Annotated in this window: 18 protein-coding genes, 1 tRNA gene and 1 riboswitch; of the genes, 2 read left to right on the top strand and 17 right to left on the bottom strand. The window is 42.9% G+C overall.

Annotation, left to right across the window (positions count from 1 at the left end):
- Positions 1–3 precede the first annotated feature (3 nt).
- The 10 genes from oppF to moaA all read right to left on the bottom strand — a co-directional run bounded on the left by oppF (position 4) and on the right by moaA (position 8997).
- On the bottom strand, positions 4–996 hold the full coding sequence (gene oppF, locus QQ041_RS04510) for a murein tripeptide/oligopeptide ABC transporter ATP binding protein OppF (protein ID WP_017632507.1): 993 nt from the start codon (positions 994–996) through the stop codon (positions 4–6).
- Positions 993–1964 carry an ABC transporter ATP-binding protein gene (locus QQ041_RS04505; RefSeq protein ID WP_017632506.1) on the bottom strand — a complete coding sequence of 324 codons (972 nt, stop codon included), beginning with the start codon at positions 1962–1964 and terminating at the stop codon, positions 993–995. Before QQ041_RS04505 ends, oppF begins: the two co-directional genes overlap by 4 nt.
- Before the next feature lie 42 nt (positions 1965–2006).
- The gene (gene oppC / locus QQ041_RS04500) at positions 2007–2909 is read right to left on the bottom strand and encodes an oligopeptide ABC transporter permease OppC (protein WP_019823598.1); all 903 of its coding nucleotides are present in this window, start codon (positions 2907–2909) and stop codon (positions 2007–2009) included.
- Between the two features lie 15 nt (positions 2910–2924).
- A complete protein-coding gene (gene oppB, locus QQ041_RS04495) occupies positions 2925–3845 on the bottom strand; it encodes an oligopeptide ABC transporter permease OppB (protein WP_019823600.1) in 921 nt (306 codons plus the stop codon).
- A 103-nt stretch (positions 3846–3948) separates the two neighbouring features.
- Entirely contained in the window at positions 3949–5580 is a 1632-nt protein-coding gene (locus QQ041_RS04490) for an ABC transporter substrate-binding protein (protein ID WP_017632503.1), read from the bottom strand.
- 632 nt (positions 5581–6212) lie between these two features.
- Positions 6213–6668, bottom strand: coding sequence for a molybdopterin synthase catalytic subunit MoaE (gene moaE / locus QQ041_RS04485; protein ID WP_285953200.1), 456 nt, complete (start codon positions 6666–6668; stop codon positions 6213–6215).
- 2 nt (positions 6669–6670) lie between these two features.
- Positions 6671–6916 carry a molybdopterin synthase sulfur carrier subunit gene (moaD, locus tag QQ041_RS04480; RefSeq protein ID WP_017632501.1) on the bottom strand — a complete coding sequence of 82 codons (246 nt, stop codon included), beginning with the start codon at positions 6914–6916 and terminating at the stop codon, positions 6671–6673.
- Positions 6913–7392, bottom strand: a complete 480-nt coding sequence (gene moaC / locus QQ041_RS04475) for a cyclic pyranopterin monophosphate synthase MoaC (RefSeq protein ID WP_017093480.1) — start codon at positions 7390–7392, stop codon at positions 6913–6915. The genes moaD and moaC overlap by 4 nt, the downstream gene beginning before the upstream one ends.
- A gap of 12 nt (positions 7393–7404) precedes the next feature.
- A complete protein-coding gene (moaB, locus tag QQ041_RS04470; protein ID WP_004734027.1) occupies positions 7405–7917 on the bottom strand; it encodes a molybdenum cofactor biosynthesis protein B in 513 nt (170 codons plus the stop codon).
- Positions 7918–8007: 90 nt separating this feature from the next.
- Positions 8008–8997 carry a GTP 3',8-cyclase MoaA gene (gene moaA, locus QQ041_RS04465; RefSeq protein ID WP_102339796.1) on the bottom strand — a complete coding sequence of 330 codons (990 nt, stop codon included), beginning with the start codon at positions 8995–8997 and terminating at the stop codon, positions 8008–8010.
- Positions 8986–9138, bottom strand: a riboswitch (molybdenum cofactor riboswitch). Its footprint overlaps the gene before it by 12 nt.
- 194 nt (positions 9139–9332) lie before the next feature.
- Here moaA and QQ041_RS04460 point away from each other — a divergent pair.
- Complete coding sequence (locus QQ041_RS04460; RefSeq protein ID WP_146492241.1) at positions 9333–10220, top strand: YvcK family protein; 888 nt, start codon at positions 9333–9335, stop codon at positions 10218–10220.
- Positions 10221–10309: 89 nt separating this feature from the next.
- On the opposite strand, the gene luxU is transcribed toward QQ041_RS04460, so the two are convergent.
- The 3 genes from luxU to uvrB form a co-directional block, all read right to left on the bottom strand.
- Positions 10310–10654, bottom strand: coding sequence for a quorum-sensing phosphorelay protein LuxU (gene luxU, locus QQ041_RS04455; RefSeq protein ID WP_146492242.1), 345 nt, complete (start codon positions 10652–10654; stop codon positions 10310–10312).
- 24 nt (positions 10655–10678) lie between these two features.
- Entirely contained in the window at positions 10679–12067 is a 1389-nt protein-coding gene (gene luxO / locus QQ041_RS04450) for a quorum-sensing sigma-54 dependent transcriptional regulator LuxO (RefSeq protein WP_146492243.1), read from the bottom strand.
- Positions 12068–12369: 302 nt separating this feature from the next.
- Positions 12370–14400 carry an excinuclease ABC subunit UvrB gene (gene uvrB, locus QQ041_RS04445; RefSeq protein ID WP_285953199.1) on the bottom strand — a complete coding sequence of 677 codons (2031 nt, stop codon included), beginning with the start codon at positions 14398–14400 and terminating at the stop codon, positions 12370–12372.
- A 509-nt stretch (positions 14401–14909) separates the two neighbouring features.
- Between uvrB and QQ041_RS04440 the strand changes: the two genes are divergently transcribed.
- A tRNA-Asn gene (locus QQ041_RS04440) sits at positions 14910–14985 on the top strand.
- 351 nt (positions 14986–15336) lie between these two features.
- On the opposite strand, the gene QQ041_RS04435 is transcribed toward QQ041_RS04440, so the two are convergent.
- The 4 genes from QQ041_RS04435 to QQ041_RS04420 all read right to left on the bottom strand — a co-directional run bounded on the left by QQ041_RS04435 (position 15337) and on the right by QQ041_RS04420 (position 19784).
- Positions 15337–15777 carry a hypothetical protein gene (locus QQ041_RS04435; RefSeq protein WP_146492245.1) on the bottom strand — a complete coding sequence of 147 codons (441 nt, stop codon included), beginning with the start codon at positions 15775–15777 and terminating at the stop codon, positions 15337–15339.
- Between the two features lie 19 nt (positions 15778–15796).
- Complete coding sequence (locus QQ041_RS04430; protein WP_146492246.1) at positions 15797–17128, bottom strand: excinuclease ABC subunit B; 1332 nt, start codon at positions 17126–17128, stop codon at positions 15797–15799.
- A 700-nt stretch (positions 17129–17828) separates the two neighbouring features.
- Positions 17829–19232, bottom strand: coding sequence for a sphingomyelin phosphodiesterase (gene sph, locus QQ041_RS04425; protein ID WP_285953275.1), 1404 nt, complete (start codon positions 19230–19232; stop codon positions 17829–17831).
- 186 nt (positions 19233–19418) lie between these two features.
- Positions 19419–19784: a hypothetical protein gene (locus QQ041_RS04420; protein WP_285953198.1), complete on the bottom strand. Its 366-nt coding sequence runs from the start codon at positions 19782–19784 to the stop codon at positions 19419–19421.
- Between the last annotated feature and the right edge of the window lie 71 nt (positions 19785–19855).

Here is a 19855-nt window from a genome sequence, read left to right as displayed (position 1 = left end):
GCTCTAGACTTGTACGTGCAAGCAAGATACTGCGTGAACGTCATCGCCTTGAATCGTTGGCTTAGTTTGCGCACACGCCTCTGTTGCTTGTGGGCAACGAGTACGGAACACACAACCAGATGGCGGATTGATTGGTGACGGTAGATCACCTTCCAACATCTGAATGGTTTTGCTGCGCTCTAAGCGTGGGTCTGGAATTGGAACTGCAGACATCAACGCTTTGGTGTACGGGTGCTTAGGATCAGAGAACAATGCATCTGATTCGCCAAGTTCCACCGCGTTGCCTAAGTACATCACCAACACGCGGTCAGAAATGTGTTTAACAACCGACAAGTCGTGCGCGATGAATACCAAAGACAAACCTAACTCTTTTTGTAACTCCTTCAGAAGGTTAACTACTTGAGCTTGGATAGATACGTCCAATGCTGAAACTGGCTCATCACAGATGATCATCTTAGGTTTTAAGATAAGAGCACGTGCGATACCGATACGCTGACACTGACCGCCTGAGAACTCATGCGGGTAACGGTTGATTACGTTTGGTAGTAGACCAACCTTTGCCATCATCTCTTTAACTCGGTCCTTCACTTCCTGTTTAGAAAGTTCTGGGTAAAAAGTTTCTAGAGGCTCAGCAATGATGTCGCCAACAGACATACGCGGGTTAAGCGATGCTAGTGGGTCTTGGAAGATCATCTGAATCTCTTTACGAGTTTCACGACGCTGCACTTCCTGCATTTTAGTCAGGTCTTGACCTAACCACATAACTTCGCCGTCTGTCGCTTCAACCAAACCAATGATTGCACGAGCAAATGTCGATTTACCACAACCAGACTCACCTACTACACCTAGCGTTTCTCCTTCGTAAAGGTGAATATCAACGCCATCAACAGCTTTCAGGTTTGACGGTTTTGCCCAAGGCCACGCTGATTTAGCTGCGATGCTAAAGTGAACTTTCAGGTCTTTAATATCTAATAATAACTGCTTATCTACACTCATTTTGTCCAAGTCTCCCAGTCAGAAAAACAAGCACGCTGACGGTCATTACCAAATGGCGTCAAAATAGGTGCTTCTTGCTTACAACGGTCCATTACACGGTGACAACGGTCTTGGTAAGGACAGCCTGTTGGCAGGCGAAGTAAGTTTGGTGGATTACCTGGAATAGTCGGTAGAATTTCACCTTCTGTATCCAAACGAGGGATCGCTTTCAGTAGGCCTTCTGCATATGGGTGGCTTGGCTCGTAGAAGATTTCATCAACCGTGCCGTACTCCATTGTACGACCAGCGTACATCACAAGTACCTTGTCACATGAACCTGCAACCACACCCAAATCGTGGGTTATCATGATGATTGCCGTGTTGAACTCATCTTTCAATTCGTTCAGCAATTCCATGATTTGCGCTTGAATAGTTACATCCAAAGCGGTTGTTGGTTCATCAGCGATAAGCAGTTTAGGACGACACAATAGTGCCATTGCGATCATCACACGCTGACGCATACCGCCAGAAAATTCGTGTGGGTACATAGTAATACGCTTGCGTGCTTCAGGGATTTTAACCGCTTCAAGCATGCGTACTGATTCTTCAAACGCCTCTGCTTTACCCATGCCTTTGTGCAACATAAGTACTTCCATCAGCTGATCACTTACTTTCATGTAAGGGTTCAGTGATGTCATCGGATCTTGGAAGATCATCGCGATCTGTTCAGCTCGAACTTTGTTCAGTTCTTTCTCTGGAAGGTTAAGAATCTCTTTACCTTCAAACTTTGCACTGCCTGAGATGATGCCGTTCTTAGCCAGCAGCCCCATCAGTGCAAATACCGTTTGTGATTTACCTGAACCTGACTCGCCCACGATACCTAGCGTTTCGCCTTGGTTAAGTGAGAAGTTCAAGTCGTTTACTGCGGTTACGATACCATCTTGCGTGGTAAATTCGACGCGCAGATCTTTGACATCTAATAAGCTCATTATTGCTTCCTTAATCTTTTATAGCTTTTAATTGCTATTTCTTTATCTGTCTTTTGGATCAAGCGCGTCGCGCAGACCATCACCTACGTAGTTAAAGCAGAACAGCGTAACTACCATGAATGCCGCAGGGAATGTCAGTTGCCAGATTGCAACTTCCATTGTTTGCGAACCTTCTTGAAGCAATGCGCCCCAACTTGTCATAGGCTCTTGAACACCAAGACCAAGGAAAGATAAGAATGATTCTGTAAGGATCATGCTTGGAATAAGCAGCGTAGAGTAAACCGCTACGATACCCAGTACGTTCGGTACGATGTGACGTGTAATGATCTTCCATTTGCTCACACCACATACGTGTGCTGCTTCAATGAACTCTTTACTACGTAAGCTCAGCGTTTGACCACGTACAATCCGCGCCATATCTAGCCAAGCAATCGCACCAATCGCAACGAAGATTAAGATGATGTTACGACCAAAGAATGTTACTAGAACGATAACTAGGAACATGAATGGTACTGCGTACAAGATCTCTAGGATACGCATCATCACTCGGTCAGTACGACCACCGATGAAGCCAGAAGCGGCACCGTAAAGCGTACCAATAAGTACCGCTACGAATGCACCCATCACACCAACCATCAGTGAGATACGGCCACCAATAAGAGTACGAACATACAAATCACGGCCTAAGCTATCAGTGCCAAACCAGTGGTCCGCGCTTGGCGCTGCATGCATTGCGTACCAGTCAGTATCATCATAAGTGTACTGAGCAAGCATCGGTAAAAAGATAACTGCCAGTACCATAAGCGTAAGAATAAACAGGCTTACCATTGCTGCTTTGTTTCGCATAAAACGAATGCGGGCATCCTGCCACAAACTGCGACCTTCAATTTCTAAGCTCTCAGAGAACTTTTCGATCGCTTCTAAATTTTCTTTTTTCTTCAACATAACCATGCGTCCCTGTTAGTAGCGAATTTTCGGGTCAATCAGCGCTAGCAAAATATCAACGATTGCGTTGAACAAGATGAATAGGAAACCAATCAAGATGGTTACACCCATTACTAACGAGTAGTCACGGTTAAACGCGGCGTTAACAAACAGCTTGCCGATACCAGGTAAGCCGAAGATAGTTTCAACAACAACAGAACCTGTAATGATACCTACAAACGCAGGTCCCATATAAGAAACGACAGGCAGCAGTGCTGGCTTCAGTGCATGTTTTAGAACGATGTAACGGTAACTTAGGCCTTTTGCACGTGCAGTTCGGATAAAGTTACTGTTTAACGTTTCAATCATGCTACCACGAGTAATACGAGCAAATGTGGCTACGTAAAGAAGAGACATCGCGATAACTGGCAGGACGATGTACATATAAGTACCGCCGTGCCAACCACCTGCTGGGAATATGTTCCAGTGCAGAGAGAATAGGTAAATAAGCGCAGGAGCCAACACGAAGGATGGCATTACTACCCCGAGCATGGCGGTCGACATTATGGTGTAGTCGATCCAGGTGTTGTGCTTCAAGGCGGCAATCGTCCCGACCGATACTCCCATTATCAGGGTAAAGATAAAGGCAATAAAACCTACCTTAGCAGATACTGGAAGTGCAACCGCGATCAGCTCATTTACTGTGTAATCTTGGTATTTAAACGAGGGACCGAAGTCACCTTGTAAGATATTTGTCAAATACGTGGTGTATTGTTCAAATACTGGTTTGTCTAAGCCGTATTTAGCTTCGATGTTAGCCATAACTTCTGGCGGTAATGGACGTTCGCTTGAAAACGGGTTACCCGGTGCGAAACGCATGAGAAAGAAAGATATAGTGATCAACACCAACATGGTTGGAATCGCTTCGAATATCCTTTTCATAATGAATTTAAGCATAAACTCACTCTTTTCAGTCTGTGACAATTAAAAGTTAAATAGACACTGTGTGCGATTTCTCGCACACAGGTCTAAGTTAGTTATGTTTTATTGTTATAGGAGGTTATTTTGCTTTGATATAAAGATCTTTCGAATAAATCTTATCTTCGGCGTTACCTTCTGGGTAACCACCTAGCTGAGGTGATACAAGACGTGTTGTAACGTACTGGTAGACTGGAGCAATTGGCATGTCTTTAGCTAGCAATTTTTCTGCATCGATGTATAGCTTCGTGCGCTCTTCTTCTGAAGTAGAGCTTAGTGCTTTTTCGATAACCTTGTCATAGTCAGCACTCTTGTAGTGCTGACCAGCAGTTGTATTCTGACTAACCATCAATGTTAGGAATGAAGATGCTTCATTGTAGTCACCACACCAGCCTGCACGAGCAACGTCAAAGTTACCAGTATCTTTACTGTCTAGGTATGATTTCCACTCTTGGTTTTCGAGTTTCGCGTTAATACCAAGCTCTTTCTTCCACATTGATGCAATTGCTACAGCAAGCTTCTTGTGGTTCTCAGATGTGTTGTAAAGCAGATTGAATTCAAGCGGGTTGCTCTTCGTGTAGCCAGCTTCTTCAAGAAGACGCTTCGCTTCAGCAATACGCTCTTTTTGAGAAAGTTGACCATACTCTGGAGTTACCGGGTCAAAACCAGCCGTAATTTCAGGAGTCAAAAAGTAAGCTGGTTTTTGGCCTTGACCAAGAATCGCTTTCGTAACGATGTCACGGTCCATCGCGTAAGACATTGCTTTACGAACGCGGACGTCGTCGAAAGGTGCTTTCTGTGCATTAAATTGGTAGTAATAAGTACACAGGTTACCCTTAATGTTAACATCTTCTGGGTATTCTTTCTGTAAGCGACGGAAGTGCTCGTTAGGAACTTCGTATGTGAAATCTAGTTCGCCAGAGAGGAAGCGGTTCATTTCCGCAACTTGGTTCTCAATTGGTAGGAATGTAACTTTGTTAAGAACTGTATGTTCGTTATCCCAGTAATTTTCGTTGCGTACTAGTTCAAGACGCTCGTTAACTACCCATTGATTTGGAACAAATGCACCATTACCAACAAAGTTTTCAGGTTTAGTCCACTGGTCACCGAATTTTTCAACAGTTGCTTTATGTACTGGCTTCACTGTTGTGTGACCCATCATCATTACGAAATATGGGACAGCTGTATCTAAAGTCACTTCTAACGTGTAGTCATCTAAAGCTTTAACGCCTAGTTCACTCTTGTCTTTCTTACCCGCGACGATGTCTTTCGCATTCGCCATCTTGGTATATTCCATGTACCAAGCGTATGGAGACGCAGTTAAAGGATCAACCGCACGTTGGAAGCTGTAAACGAAGTCATTTGCCGTTACTGGATCGCCGTTAGACCATTTAGCGTCTTTACGTAGGTGGAAAGTGAATGTTTTGTTGTCTGTCGTTTCCCAGCTTTCAGCTACTCCTGGGATAGTATTGCCGTCGCCATCTTGGTTCACTAAACCTTCTAGAAGGTCACGGATTACGTGAGATTCTGGTACACCTTGAGATTTGTGAGGGTCGAGCGTTGCTACTTCAGTACCGTTGCCGCGAACCAGTTCCTGAACTTTTGCTAGTTCAGTGCCTGCTGGAACTTCAGCAGCGATAGAAAGAGTAGAAGAGGCAGCCACTGCCAAACCAGCACCTAGAAGAAGGGCCTGAGTGATTTTATTCTTGTACATTTAATAAACTCCAAGTTTTATGTATTGCATCCATGACTTCTTTGCTTGGTTCACTGAACGGCAGTGATTTAGATTTATTTAGCTCAAAATTTAAGCATAAAAACCTAAAACCTTACAAAGATTGAGGCACACACTATCAACCATTGAAGTAATTTGCCATAAACAAGTCGCAAAAAATCGGATAATTCTCCGAATTACTCAAGGTAACAGTGTAAATCTCTAATAAAAACCTAATGAATAGTGAGTTACACATAGGGATTAATTAAAAAACAGCCTTTAGTGTTGATGTATCTGTATTGATACTTTTTTTTAGCATCTTATGCTAGAATAGGGTCAGCAAATTAACATTAATGCCACATGAAATCTAATTGCACATCACATATCCCCTAAATAGACTCCACTATTTGTGAGGATTATCACTTTATACAAAACAGCATAATGCACTGCACCAAAACAGATTTAGAAATGCACCAAGACAGACAAAATCACGCACCGAATTTATATGCAACTTGAATGATTAACCATTTATTAATACACCACTTATTTATAAATAGCTTTGTAGCACGCACAAAAAAACCGACTTTAATAGTCGGCTTTTAATATTCGTCTTGAAGCTGAGTAACCTTGGGTGGTTATTTTCCCCAACGCTCTGCAGCTTTCGCATCTGAATCTCGAGAGTCAACCCAACGAGTTGCTTCGGTGGTACGTTCCTTCTTCCAAAACGGCGCTTTGGTTTTCAGGAAGTCCATCACAAACTCACAGGCTTCAAAGGCCGCACCGCGGTGTGCACTGGATACACCAACGTAAACAATCTGGTCACCGATATCTAGGTCACCAACACGATGGATAACTCGCATCTTTTGAATTGGCCAGCGCGCCTCAGCTTGATCACAGATCTCGCTCAACGACTTTTCTGTCATACCCGGGTAGTGCTCAAGAGACAAACCAATCACGTTATCGCCGAGGTTCATGTCGCGAACTTTACCTACGAACGTCACAATCGCTCCGGCAGCTGTACCTTGAGCCAAGTAGCCGTATTCGTCGCCTACAGAGAAATCCTCTGCTGTCACTAATACTCTTGTATCCATGCTTAGCCTCCAGTGACAGGTGGGAAGAAAGCCACTTCGTCGCCGTCTTTCACTTCAGTCGTCAAAGGTACGATTGATTGGTTAAGCGCAGCTAGAAGCTTGCCCTCTTCCAAAGCGATATCCCATTTGCCTTCTTGTGCTACAAGGTGGCTGCGAATCGCTTCAATCGTCTTGAACTGTGCATCAACTTCAACGCTGTCCACACCAACAAGTTCACGAGTTTGAGCAAAGAAAAGAACTGTAATCATGATTCCACCTTAAAGTGACCAGATTTACCACCCGTCTTCTCTAACAGGCGTACATTCTCGATAACAATGTCTTTCTGAACAGCTTTACACATATCGTAAATCGTTAACGCAGCAACAGAAGCAGCCGTTAGCGCTTCCATTTCTACGCCAGTCTTACCAGCAAGCTTACAAACAGATTCGATGCGAACCTTGTTTTCAGACTCGATAGCTTCAAGCTGCACTTCTACTTTGGTTAATAGTAGAGGGTGACACAGTGGAATCAGATCCCACGTCTTTTTAGCCGCTTGAATACCAGCAATACGTGCCGTTGCGAAAACATCACCTTTATGGTGGCTACCAGAAACAATCAGCTCTAGTGTTTCAGCAGACATTTTTACGAAAGCTTCCGCTCTCGCTTCACGTACTGTCTCAGCTTTAGCCGATACATCGACCATGTTTGCTTCACCAGACGCGTTAATGTGTGTAAATTGGCTCATGCTCAAACCGCCTTATACAGAAAGATGTGGCATGAAGTTGCAAGGACGGTGGCTAGCATCCATCTGTTGCTTGATGATCTTAGTCCAACCCGTGCGGCAAGCACCTGTAGAGCCTGGCATCGCAAAGATTACTGTGTGGTTAGCAAAGCCCGCAATCGCACGAGATTGAATGGTCGATGTACCGATCTCTTCGTAAGATACTTGACGGAATAGCTCACCAAAGCCTTCTACTTCTTTGTCGAATAGTGGCTTAAGCGCTTCAGGCGTGCTGTCACGAGAAGTGAAGCCCGTACCGCCAGTGATCATGATCGCTTGTACACTTTCATCAGCGATCCACTTAGATACGATCGCACGGATCTTGTACATGTCGTCGATAACGATTTGCTTATCAACAACGTTGTGACCCGCTTCTTTAGCATGTTCAGCTAGGTAACCACCTGACGTGTCATTTTCTTCTGTACGCGTATCTGAAACCGTTAGTACTGCGATGTTTGCTGCTTGGAATTTGCTTTCTGCGTGACCCATTTGTTCACCTATATAAATTTTTCAATTATTAGACTGATTCGCCCAGCCTAATGAAGCTGAGCGATAAAATGCTTTAGAGTGTATAGCGGGTTAACCGCCGATTGACGCCAAGTTTGGAGTCATGCCGCTGTTGCCATCATGTAAGAAGTGGCTAACGGACTTGGTTTGAAGCTGAGCCTGAATTCGATCAATGAGCTCTTGCTCTTGTTGATCTTCTTGAATCAGATCTCTCAGTTCAACACCGTGGTCGCCAAACAGACATAGGTGAAGTTTACCTGTCGCAGACACGCGCAGGCGGTTACAACTCTCACAAAAGTCTTTCTCGTAAGGCATGATCAAACCAATTTCACCCTTGTAGTCTGGGTGGACAAACACTTGTGCAGGGCCATCATTAGCGGCTTTGACTTTTAGTAGCCAACCGTTAGCAATAAGCTGATTGCGAATCGCAACGCCCGATACATGGTGTTTATCAAACAACTCGTCCATCTCGCCGGTTTTCATCAGCTCGATAAAACGTAATTGAATAGGTTTGTCTTTGATCCAATTAAGGAAGGCTGGTAATTCCTGACTGTTGAGGTCTTTCATCAATACAACGTTGACTTTGACTTGTTCATAGCCAACCTCAAACGCTTTATCAATACCTCGCATAACCTCGGTAAACTTATTCTCACCAGTGATCTGATGGAACATACGTGAATCTAAGCTATCCACGCTGACGTTTATATGGGTTAAACCAGCATCACGCCACTGCCCTACTTGTTTCTCCATGCGATAGCCGTTCGTTGTCGTGGCTACTTTTTCGATGCCTGGAGTAGAAGCAACGGTATGTATGATTTCAGGAAAGTCTTTACGCAGACTCGGCTCTCCGCCTGTAATGCGGATCTTTGAGGTACCACAATCTGCAAACGCTTTTACAACGCGTTTGATCTCTGGAACACTTAAAAAAGACGAGTTTTTTTGCCCTGACGGTTTATAACCATCCGGCAAGCAGTAAGTACATTTAAAGTTACAGACGTCTGTAACCGACAAGCGCAAGTAATAAAACTTGCGATGGAATCTATCTTCGAATTGTTGCGCCACGGAACACCTTTCCAAACACGGGAGGCATAATCATTTCCAATTAAGCCCTTGTGACAACATGTCACTGGCTCTTGATGCGTATCGGTACAGCAAATACCACTGTGCGACTTAGCATGCGAGAGCTCGGAGTTATGGCAACCGCACGTTATATTCACACGTGCAGTAGCTGAGTAATAAAATACTTAATATTTGTACGTGAATCTAGCTCTGATGGTAAAAAACGGGTCACATCGGCAAAAAAAACGTATCAAACGCTCAAAATAACTCTTGTTGAGTATATAGCGAGAAGCATTTAACCTAAATTATAGTTGGTAATAATCTAACAAGAACAAAAAATGAATATTTACTCTTCAAAGAAAGTCGTAGCAATCGGTGGAGGCCATGGCTTAGGTCGTATGCTTGCTGCATTAAAAGACTTTGGTAACAACGCAACCGGCATTGTTGCAACAACGGATAATGGCGGTTCAACCGGACGAATTCGAGACTGCCAAGGTGGTATCGCTTGGGGAGATACACGCAACTGTATCAACCAATTGATCACTGAACCTTCAATCAGTTCGATGATGTTTGAATACCGCTTTCGCGGCCAAGGCGAACTCGATGGTCATAACCTAGGTAACCTGATGCTCACTGCGTTAGACAACCTCTCGGTTCGTCCATTGGAAGCAATTAACCTAATTCGAAATATGCTTAAGGTCGACGTTAATATCGTGCCGATGACCGAGCACCCTTCAGACCTGACCGCTCTTTCAATGGACGGCCGTTGGGTCACTGGAGAGACCAACGTTGATGACATGACAGAAAAGCTGCGCATGATGGACTTATCGCCGGAGGTGCCCGCAACTAGAGAAGCAGTAACAGCCGTTGAACAAGCAGACTGTATCGTTCTTGGGCCTGGAAGCTTTCTAACCAGTGTTATGCCTCCGCTCTTATTACCAGAGATCGGCAAAGCAATTGCTGAAAACAGGAACGCCAAGGTTATTTTCGTGGAAAACCTTTCGCCAGAACATGGTCCAGCAGGCAAGATGACACTTCAGGAACAATTGGAATGGTGCGAACGGACCTGTAAGGCAAGAAAGATAGACATTGTGTTAGGCAATGTGCCACACCCTGAACTTGAAGGGTTATGGAATTGCGTGACCACTGATCTTGCCTCACCAAATCGAGATTGGCGACACGACCGCGTAAAACTCCAACAAGCGATTAGGGAGCAGTTGGTTTAACTTGATTAGCTGAATCTGATTGCCACCCCCCAACAAACACAAAAAGGAGCCTCATGCTCCTTTTTTAATATATGTAATACCCTACCGCTTTAGATATCTGCCATCAACTGCTGGTATTCTTGGTAGGTGGATAACAGCAGTTTCTGCATATCTTGAAAGTCAACCTCAGTGACAGGCAGCGCTTGCTTCACTTTCGTATCCAAGCAAATCGCAAAACTACACAAAGAGTCCGCGCCAAAACTCGCGGCGCTGCTCTTAAGTGCATGACTGATATCAGCCAAGTACTTAGAAGTATCCGACTCCTTATTTATCTCTAGGTGTTCGTAGTAGCCTTTCAACTCACCTAAAAAGATCTCCAGTAAAACAGGAACATTCTCTTGCCCTATTTCGCCGGCAAGCTCATCAACTTTTTGCTGATTTAATACTTTCGTCATTATGATTTTCTTATTGTTTGGTGATTACTGCTTCGCATTCCACGTTTGTAACTTGCGGTATATGGTCGAAGGACTCACATCTAAGAAACCTGCTGCTCGTGGAATGTTACCGTCACACGCTTTAATGGCCTGTTCGATAGCCGTCTTCTCAGTGATCCACAATGGGAAAATATCTTTTACCGTGATGTCTTCGTTCTGCTTCTCTTTCAAGCGCAGACTGTTCTCAATCGGCTGGTTCAATGGTGGCGGAAGCATGCTAAGAGTAATCTCTTTGCCATTATTCAATACCACCACGTTCCGTAATACGTTTTGTAGTTGACGCACATTCCCAGGCCACTCATATTGATTAAAGCGATCAAGAACTTCCTGAGCAAAACGAACAAACGCCTTCCCCTCCTCAACCGACATATAGCCTAGTAACGAGTAAGCAATCTCGATAACATCTTCACCACGCTCGCGCAATGGCGGCAAGTGCAGTGGAATCACGTATAAACGATAGTATAAATCTTCTCTAAAGCGACCTTCTTGTACTTCTTTCCAAGGGTCACGGTTGGTCGCACAAACAAAACGAACGTCCACACTCTTCATCTTCGAAGAGCCTACTTTTTGGAAAGTACCAGTTTGGATAAAACGCAGCAGCTTAGTTTGCAGTTCAAGGTCCATTTCACACAGTTCATCGAGAAACAGTGTTCCGCCATCAGCAAGCTCAGCAGCCCCTTGGCGATCAGTTGCCGCGCCCGTAAAGGCACCTTTCACATGGCCAAACAGCTCACTTTCAATCAGATCTTTAGGGATAGCGGCACAGTTAATCGCGATAAACGGCTTATCTCCACGCTTACTCGCAGCGTGAATAGCTTCTGCACATACCTCTTTACCCGTACCACTTTCACCCGTAATGAAAATACTCGCCTTACTTGATGCAGCAGAATCGATAGTTCGATAAACCTGCTGCATGGTCTGGCTGCTGCCGATGAAGCCTTGGTAATTTTGGTTTCCCGGGTGTTCCGAGCTGTTTTTAAGCTTGGTAGCTTTGCGGATCGCATTGTTCACCGTAATACGGAGTCGGTCTGCTTCACACGGTTTGATAAGGAAATCTTGAGAACCATGACGCATCGCTTCTACGGCAGTATCGATAGAGCCATGAGCCGTCATGAAGATAACCGGAACTTCAGGATACTTTTGTTTTACAGCAAATAGCACGTCCATACCCGTCATATCAGGCAGACGTAGATCTAATAAAATAAGGTCTGGGATTCGATGATTCAAACTCTCGATTGCATCGCGGCCAGTGCCGACAATGTTGATATCAATTTCGAGCGGTGTAAGATACGAGCGATATAAAGCTGCTACCGAAGCGGTATCCTCTACCATCAACAAATACTTCGATTTGTTATCTAGCGTTTTTGATTGCATATCCTAGCCATTTATAATTTGCATTTCTTATTATAGTCGCATTCCGCTTTGCATTATGCAAATTAGCCACAATATTTGTAGTGTGTTTTTTTACTTACTTCAAACAATCAATGTTTTATCTATATGGCACGAACGATGCAGTAGTGTAAATGACCTTCGGGTCACCTAGCCAACTGACGTTGTTAGTGAACCGAGTGTTCACAAACGTAAGCCAGTAGAACATTTACTACTGGCTGTTTTTTTGTCTGAAACACTCTCAGTTTTTGTCTTGAGGGGATCAACTTCTTGAGTAAAACACGAGATTAGCTATTAGTAATAAATTGCTTTCTTAGCTGCTCAATTTCATCACGTTTCTGTGCCGCTAATTCAAATTCCAGGTTCTGAGCATGCAGATACATCGCTGCTTCTAGCTTACTGATCTCTTTATCAAGCTGTTGCGGCGTAAGCACGGCATAACTTTCTGAAGACTCAGCCACTTTAGATAGTGGGACTTGCTTAGATTGACGCTGCTGTTTCGACTTGGTGATATCACCCAGCTCCATAATGTCTTTGATATTACGTTTCAGCGCTTGCGGCGTGATGCCTTGCTCTTGGTTGTAGGCCTGCTGTTTCTCACGACGACGATCTGTTTCATCAATCGCTTTTCTCATCGACTTAGTAATCGAGTCACCATATAAGATCGCCTTACCTTCAAGGTTACGCGCGGCACGACCAATGGTTTGGATCAGAGAGCGCTCAGAACGCAAGAAGCCCTCTTTGTCTGCATCAAGAATCGCCACCAGCGACACTTCCGGCATATCCAAGCCTTCGCGAAGTAAGTTAATGCCCACTAACACGTCGAACTCGCCCAAACGTAGGTCTCGAATGATCTCGACACGCTCAACGGTATCAATATCCGAGTGCAAGTAACGCACTTTAACGCCGTGCTCACTTAGATATTCGGTTAAGTCTTCCGCCATTCTCTTAGTCAATGTTGTGACCAACACGCGTTCTTCTTTCACCGAACGGATTCTGATCTCAGACAGCAAGTCATCAACCTGAGTCGCGACGGGTCTTACTTCAATGATCGGGTCTAACAGGCCAGTAGGACGAACGACTTGATCAGCAATCTCGCCATCTGATTTTTCAATCTCGTAATTACCCGGCGTTGCCGACACAAAAATCGTTTGTGGAGCTATAGACTCGAACTCTTCAAACTTCATTGGGCGGTTATCTAACGCTGAAGGCAGTCTAAAGCCAAATTCGACCAAGGTTTCTTTACGAGAGCGGTCACCTTTATACATAGCGCCTATTTGCGGCACAGTCACGTGTGACTCATCGATAATCAGCAGACCATCATCAGGTAAGTAATCAAATAATGTCGGAGGCGCTTCACCTTCCGCACGGCCACTCAAATATCGTGAATAGTTTTCGATACCAGAGCAGAAACCAAGCTCCGTCATCATCTCGATATCAAACTGAGTTCTCTGAGAAATACGTTGCTCTTCCAAAAGCTTGTTGTTGTCTTTTAAGTATTGAGCACGATCGCGCAGTTCATCCTTGATATTCTCAATCGCCTCAAGGATTTTCTCTCTTGGCGTTACATAGTGAGTTTTCGGATAAACGGTAAAGCGCGGCAAGTCTCTTTGCTTCACCGCACCAGTCAAGGGATCAAAAATACTGATGCAATCTACTTCGTCATCGAACATTTCAATTCGAACTGCATCTTGGTCAGATTCAGCAGGAAAAATATCAATCACTTCACCACGAACACGAAACTGACCACGTTCAAACGCGACGTCATTTCTCGAATATTGTAGCTCAGCCAAGCGGCGTAAGATGTCTCGCTGATCCATCACCTCGCCACGGCTTAAATGAAGCATCATCTTCAAATAAGATTTAGGATCACCAAGACCGTAGATAGCAGATACCGAAGCCACAATGATGGCATCTTTTCGTTCTAGTAAGGCCTTGGTTGCCGAAAGCCTCATCTGTTCAATATGAGCGTTCACAGACGCATCTTTCTCGATGAATGTGTCTGTGGTCGGAACGTAAGCTTCTGGTTGGTAGTAATCGTAGTAAGAAACGAAGTACTCGACGGCATTATTTGGAAAAAAAGATTTCATCTCGCCATAAAGCTGAGCAGCCAACGTCTTGTTCGGCGCTAACAGAATGGCAGGTCTTTGCGATTGGGAAATGACATTAGCGAGAGTAAAGGTTTTACCTGAGCCCGTTACCCCTAATAGAGTTTGATGTGCCAAACCAGAATCTAATCCATCTAGTAATCTGGTTATCGCTGTCGGCTGGTCACCGGACGGGCTGTAGTCCGATACCAAATCAAAGAGTTTGCTCATAGGTTGCCATTTCCATACTGTGTTTTTAATCAGGTCATTGTCACTCTATGAGCCATCTCGTTGCAACTATTATCTAGAGAAATGCGCCTTAAGATTGAATATCAGTGATAGCTTTTATTTTTAGAACTTGGTATTATCCGTGCCCCTGCAAAGTTTCCTCAGCTAAATTACTCGAATTTTAATCCACTACTTTTCCCCAAAAAATCTAAAAATACCTCTTGTTTTACTGTTCGCTTTATAATCTACAAAAGTTATACAACCGTGATATTTTGGTACTATTCTTTTAAATACATCACGTTAGCTATAATTTTTGCATTTTCAGATTTACCTCAATTATTGTTGTTAAAGTTTCGCACACACACTTATCCACAATTTTGGTGGATAACTAAAGCAAAGCTAAATCCGATAAGGCGTCCAAGAAAGTAAAGTTTTTTATCTTATTTTTTTCTGCTATTTTTTGTTGACAGAAAATAGGTCTCTTATTAGAATTCGCGTCGCTAACAAGCAATTCCCCTTTAGTTCAGTTGGTAGAACGGCGGACTGTTAATCCGTATGTCGCAAGTTCAAGTCTTGCAAGGGGAGCCAAATTCAGAAAAAAGCCCAATCGAAAGATTGGGCTTTTTTCGTATGTAACTGCGACTAACTTGTTCCAAGTTAATGTCACACCCGAATCGTCGGACCGTCCCACCCGCCCGGGTCAAGTCTCGACAAGGGGGCCAAATTTTAAGAAGCCGCATCACTTGATGCGGCTTTTTGCGTTTTGAAGCGACTGGTTTGTACCAAACCTATGTCTCAGCCGAAGCATTGGCCTGCACTAAGCTCTGTGTTCTAGGGCGATCAAAAAAGCCACGAACGAATCCGTGGCTCACTTAACTTTTGAGACTACAAACTACCCGAGAAGTAATGGGTTATCCCGTAAAATCCATTTATATTGCATTACAGGTGACGAGCGATAGTGTCCATCAGCACTGCAGCTACCTTATCATTGCCAGCTTTGTCGCCTTTGCTGTAGGTATTGATTTGACGCTTCGATGAGTCGTGGATATTGGTTATAGCCACTACTTCTCTCTCGATACCAAACCCAACTAACTCGATCATCAACTCTTTATTTTTAAATGAGTCGCCAACGATCACGATAGAGTTAAAATCTTTCAGTAGCTCTTTAGTCAGATCTTCAACTTGAACATCATTACTATTAATAAAAAAGATATCCGCAGACTTCCCAGAGCTTCGCTCTCCAGCAGACTTCAGTTGGATTTGCTGCATCTCATTGAACACACCATTATCTTGCGTTCCAATGGTAGATAGGCTCGCAGCATTAGAAGCCAAAGACAATAGCAGTGTACTAGCAAAAATAGTACTTTTAACAAAATTCATTCTCTTTACCCTCTAATAACTAAAGAATTGTTTCTTTCATGATGCGGAACGTTTGACCTTTATCGTCAATAGTGCAATCGGTATCGATCGTAATGCCGTAGTTAGAATCTCTTTGGTATAAAGTTGACTCATTCTCATTAATTGACCAACTACTGCCATACATATTGAGATAGGCGCGCGAAACCGTCACCGCATTACCGAATACCAGTTTTTGATCACGACAAGTATTCCAATCAGCAGTGTAGTTTTCTTGCCACGTCTCATAGCTCTTTAGATCGTAAACTCGGTACAGGTCTTCACCCCAAATTTCAGCAGCATTCTTTACATGCCAAAATTCTGCAGATGGAGCATCTCTGTAATACCCAGCTTCTCCCACAGCTTTTGTATTAATAGTCTGGACAACCGAGTGGCCGATATCATTGCCTTCATCAACCGAGGTGTAATTCAACATACTGTGTGTCTGACTCGATTCTTTGGTTTGGCTAAAACCAAAACCCACTCCGAGACCAGCAGACGGACCATCTGATTTGCTCGCTTCAAAAGAGCCAGTAATATCAAAGCTATAAGACGTACTTTCAGCTAACGAAATCTCTTTGTTCACATTACTCGAACTTGGAAAGCTTTGCTGGTTCACAAACAGATTTCCATATCGGCTTTGAGGGAGACAATAATCGTTGTTTTTATCGTTTTCACATTCTTCAGACAAGTATTTCCAAGTCAGCCTTGATTGCTCTTCCGCATTATTGGGCGCCTCATTAACGGCTTTCTTGTGAGCCCAATTGTAGACATTTTCACCTGACATGAAATTAAATTGAGAATTTCCATGGAAGATCTGACCTAAGTATCCTTCTTGGTAATAAAAGTGCGGAGCAACTTTCTCATCTTCCCACTCGAAAAAATAGCCTCCGTCGGCAAGGGTTTGACGCGTTACATTCATACTGCCGTCAACCGCCATAATATAGTTAGTCTTATTTGACTGAGAAAACATCAACAAATCGATGGTACGTGCGACATCAACCTGTTCATGAATTTTGTACTTCTCCTTACCATAGCTATAAGCACCATTCTGAGAAGTGATAATAAATTGCTCTTCAATTTGGCCATCTTCTATTCTTGCATGCTGACAGAGGTTCGCAATTTTTCCAGGTAAACCCTGCTGATCTAGATGATTATTAATGTATTCTACTTTGGCATTAAAGATATCACAGGCTGTTGCCGGATCATCGTACGCAACATACTCATCAGCCCCTGTGAAGTAGGCATCATCAATCCCAGGGATAGGAGATGCATTAGCATAGCCAGATAACATAGAGACTGTTATCAAGCTTAAACTGAAGCGTTTTAATTTCATCACTCGTTCCTTTTAACTACATTTGCACCAATATCGATGCCTTTTAAAATTAGCGAGTCAAAAGAATATATTCACAATTAAATTGTGATAAAAAAATCTATTTTATTGTTGAATATTCCTGAGTAATAATTAATTTTTTATTGAATACTTTATATCTCACAGGAAGAGTTAAAATCAGTAATTCCATATTCTTTGTCCTTAAACCTTCGATAGCAATGGGAAATAAGCCGACCTTGTTCTGTCCGAAATGAAAGACCGGAGTGTCCTATGTTAATTCTCTTTCGCCATACTAGTAGGTCTTCTAGCGAATCGATCTTCTCTATTTGAATTTGTATTTTTTCAAAGTATCCATCAAAGTTCATAATTAAATATCTTACTAAAGCCAAAACCTTTCCAACTAGTTTCTATAATTCAAGTCTTTATGAAAACCAATTTTCAACACACTATGATTCTCGAAAATTCAATCAATCATTAACTGACCAATCGATAATTAAGTACATTGTTTTTATATTGTAAAAAGCCACATTAATGTGGCTTTTATTTTAACGATAGTGGCAGCAGAAGAGCAGAGCCGACTAACCGCACTACCCTCCACCATCGCTGAACACACTCTAATGTTTGACTATTTACAATAAACCAAACAAGTCAAATAGTACTGAAAATCAAGTAATTTCAAGAAAAATCAATATTTAGAATATGTTCATTTATGAGTTATATTCGATTCCCAGTCAGAGAATTCAAAGTTATCCATCTCAATAATGAACAGCCCATTTTCGCTAACTGGCAGCTCCTTAGTCGCTTTGATGTACGTATTTATAGGCTCAAGATATTTGTCCGCTGATGTCCACAAATGATGCGCATGATCATAAATATATACGACATCACCATTCTGGATGCAGCTTTCGGATTCTGTTAGGCGGCTTATCTTCATGAAGTCAGAAGAGTCGTGATCTTCGGTGTAATACGTATTACTACTATAGGTCCAGTAGTAATCTTTATAATCATCTTTTCTTGAGATCTGTACATAGTCATGGTCGTGAATACAAGTACCATTATATGGATGCCAGTTGTCTAACTTAAACTTAGCGTTGGATTGCTCTCCATCGCGACCGTAGGTAAGCCAGCCATTAGGCACATTTGGATCCGCGTAAACATATTCACCAGTCGATCGATGCTTTAGCCTGATTGAGTTATATGGCTTATTGATTGGACGCACGCTATGAATTGGCGTGCTTTCATCTGCATACTCAAACGCAGCGACAGGGAAATGGTCTGAATACTCATAAAAGTAATACGGCTCCTGTGTGCCAGGTAGAACAACTCTATCCGATACTATATCTAACACTTGGTTGTGCCAGTTCTTGGGTTGCTTGTGACTACGCTCGACCAGAACATAGTCAAGTAATTGCCCTTTTAGATCAGAATAGTTTGCGTGTGCTAAACCATTTACTGCAGGGTCCCATGAGTATGGCGCACCAGCGTAATTGGTTGGCTCTGATACATTTAAGGTCTCGAGCATTGAAGAAAACTCTTGTGAGTCTTTTGCTACATTTAAATCACCAGCAATAAAAAACATTTCGTCAGCTGAGCGGTTTGACCCGAAAATATAGTTCTCTATTTGTGCAAACTGGTCTTGTCTAACCACAGAAGGAGGAGTGTTGCAGGTGTCATCATCAGCTTGAACGTGGGTGCCGATAATATTGTACCTCTCTCCACCTTTATTAATGACAGTGTGTATAAAACCTTTTTGAGATGCCCAGTCTGCACCGCACCCATCTCTGAAGATCACTTGTGACTTGTACTCAATTGGATATTTACTAAATACAATCACGCCGCCATCATCAAGAGATGTCGATCGCCAACCTTCAGTGTGATCCCAGCCATTTTTTGTACGGCCCAAAACAGGAGTTAGATATCCAAACTTCTGAGCTAGTGTATCGATAAGTATTTGGCTTGCTTGGTTGTCGAACACTTCGTTAAATATAACCACGTCGGTATCATCAAAAACCGAAGAGTTCGCCAACAACTGTGCTCGTTTATTTGGATTAGTCCCACCAACGAAAATTCCGAGACGATGATCCAGCATATAAACGTTATAATTCATTATCTTGGGGGGTGAGCTGATCTCCTCAGCTCGCAAAGTAAGAGTGATCAGTATGAGCAAGACTGATATTAGATATTTAGTCATGGTTAGTGCATCTCCTATTAAACTGAGGTGCATCCTCCCATAATGATACAATTGATAATAATGAAATAGACCTAAAAAAAATATCAAACCATAGTTAAAATATTAATAGTCATCATAAAAGTCTTCAATTGGTAAAGGCTCAATCTTTACAGCAACCATTTTCTTTACCGGACTATTTGAAATGATAAGCATATATTGGTTCGGCAACTCTTCAACAACTTGAACCGATTTAAAAAACGATAGCTTTTTTCGCGCTTCAATATATTTATCATAAACGAGCATGTCGTCATCATGTTCAAAATCAATGTCTCCATGCTCAACGCGTTCTTCACGCAAGCTTACATTAAATAGCCCATTACTCTTGCGAATGAATTTTCCTTTTGTGTAAATATCTAAGGTGTTATTGAGTCCTGCTTCTTTTATAACCGTAACCGCCTCAAAATTTTCATCACTGATCACGACGTCCATGTGCTCCGTGGCCATATAGTCACCATCTATTGTCATATATAGGGTCGTAGAGTTGACCAAAACATTATTTT

Source organism: Vibrio sp. TMPB1044 (genome assembly GCF_030442075.1).
GTDB classification, from domain to species: Bacteria; Pseudomonadota; Gammaproteobacteria; order Enterobacterales; family Vibrionaceae; genus Vibrio; species Vibrio satsumensis.
Note: the sequence above shows the minus strand (reverse complement) of the source record. Positions and strands in the feature narration are given on the sequence as shown.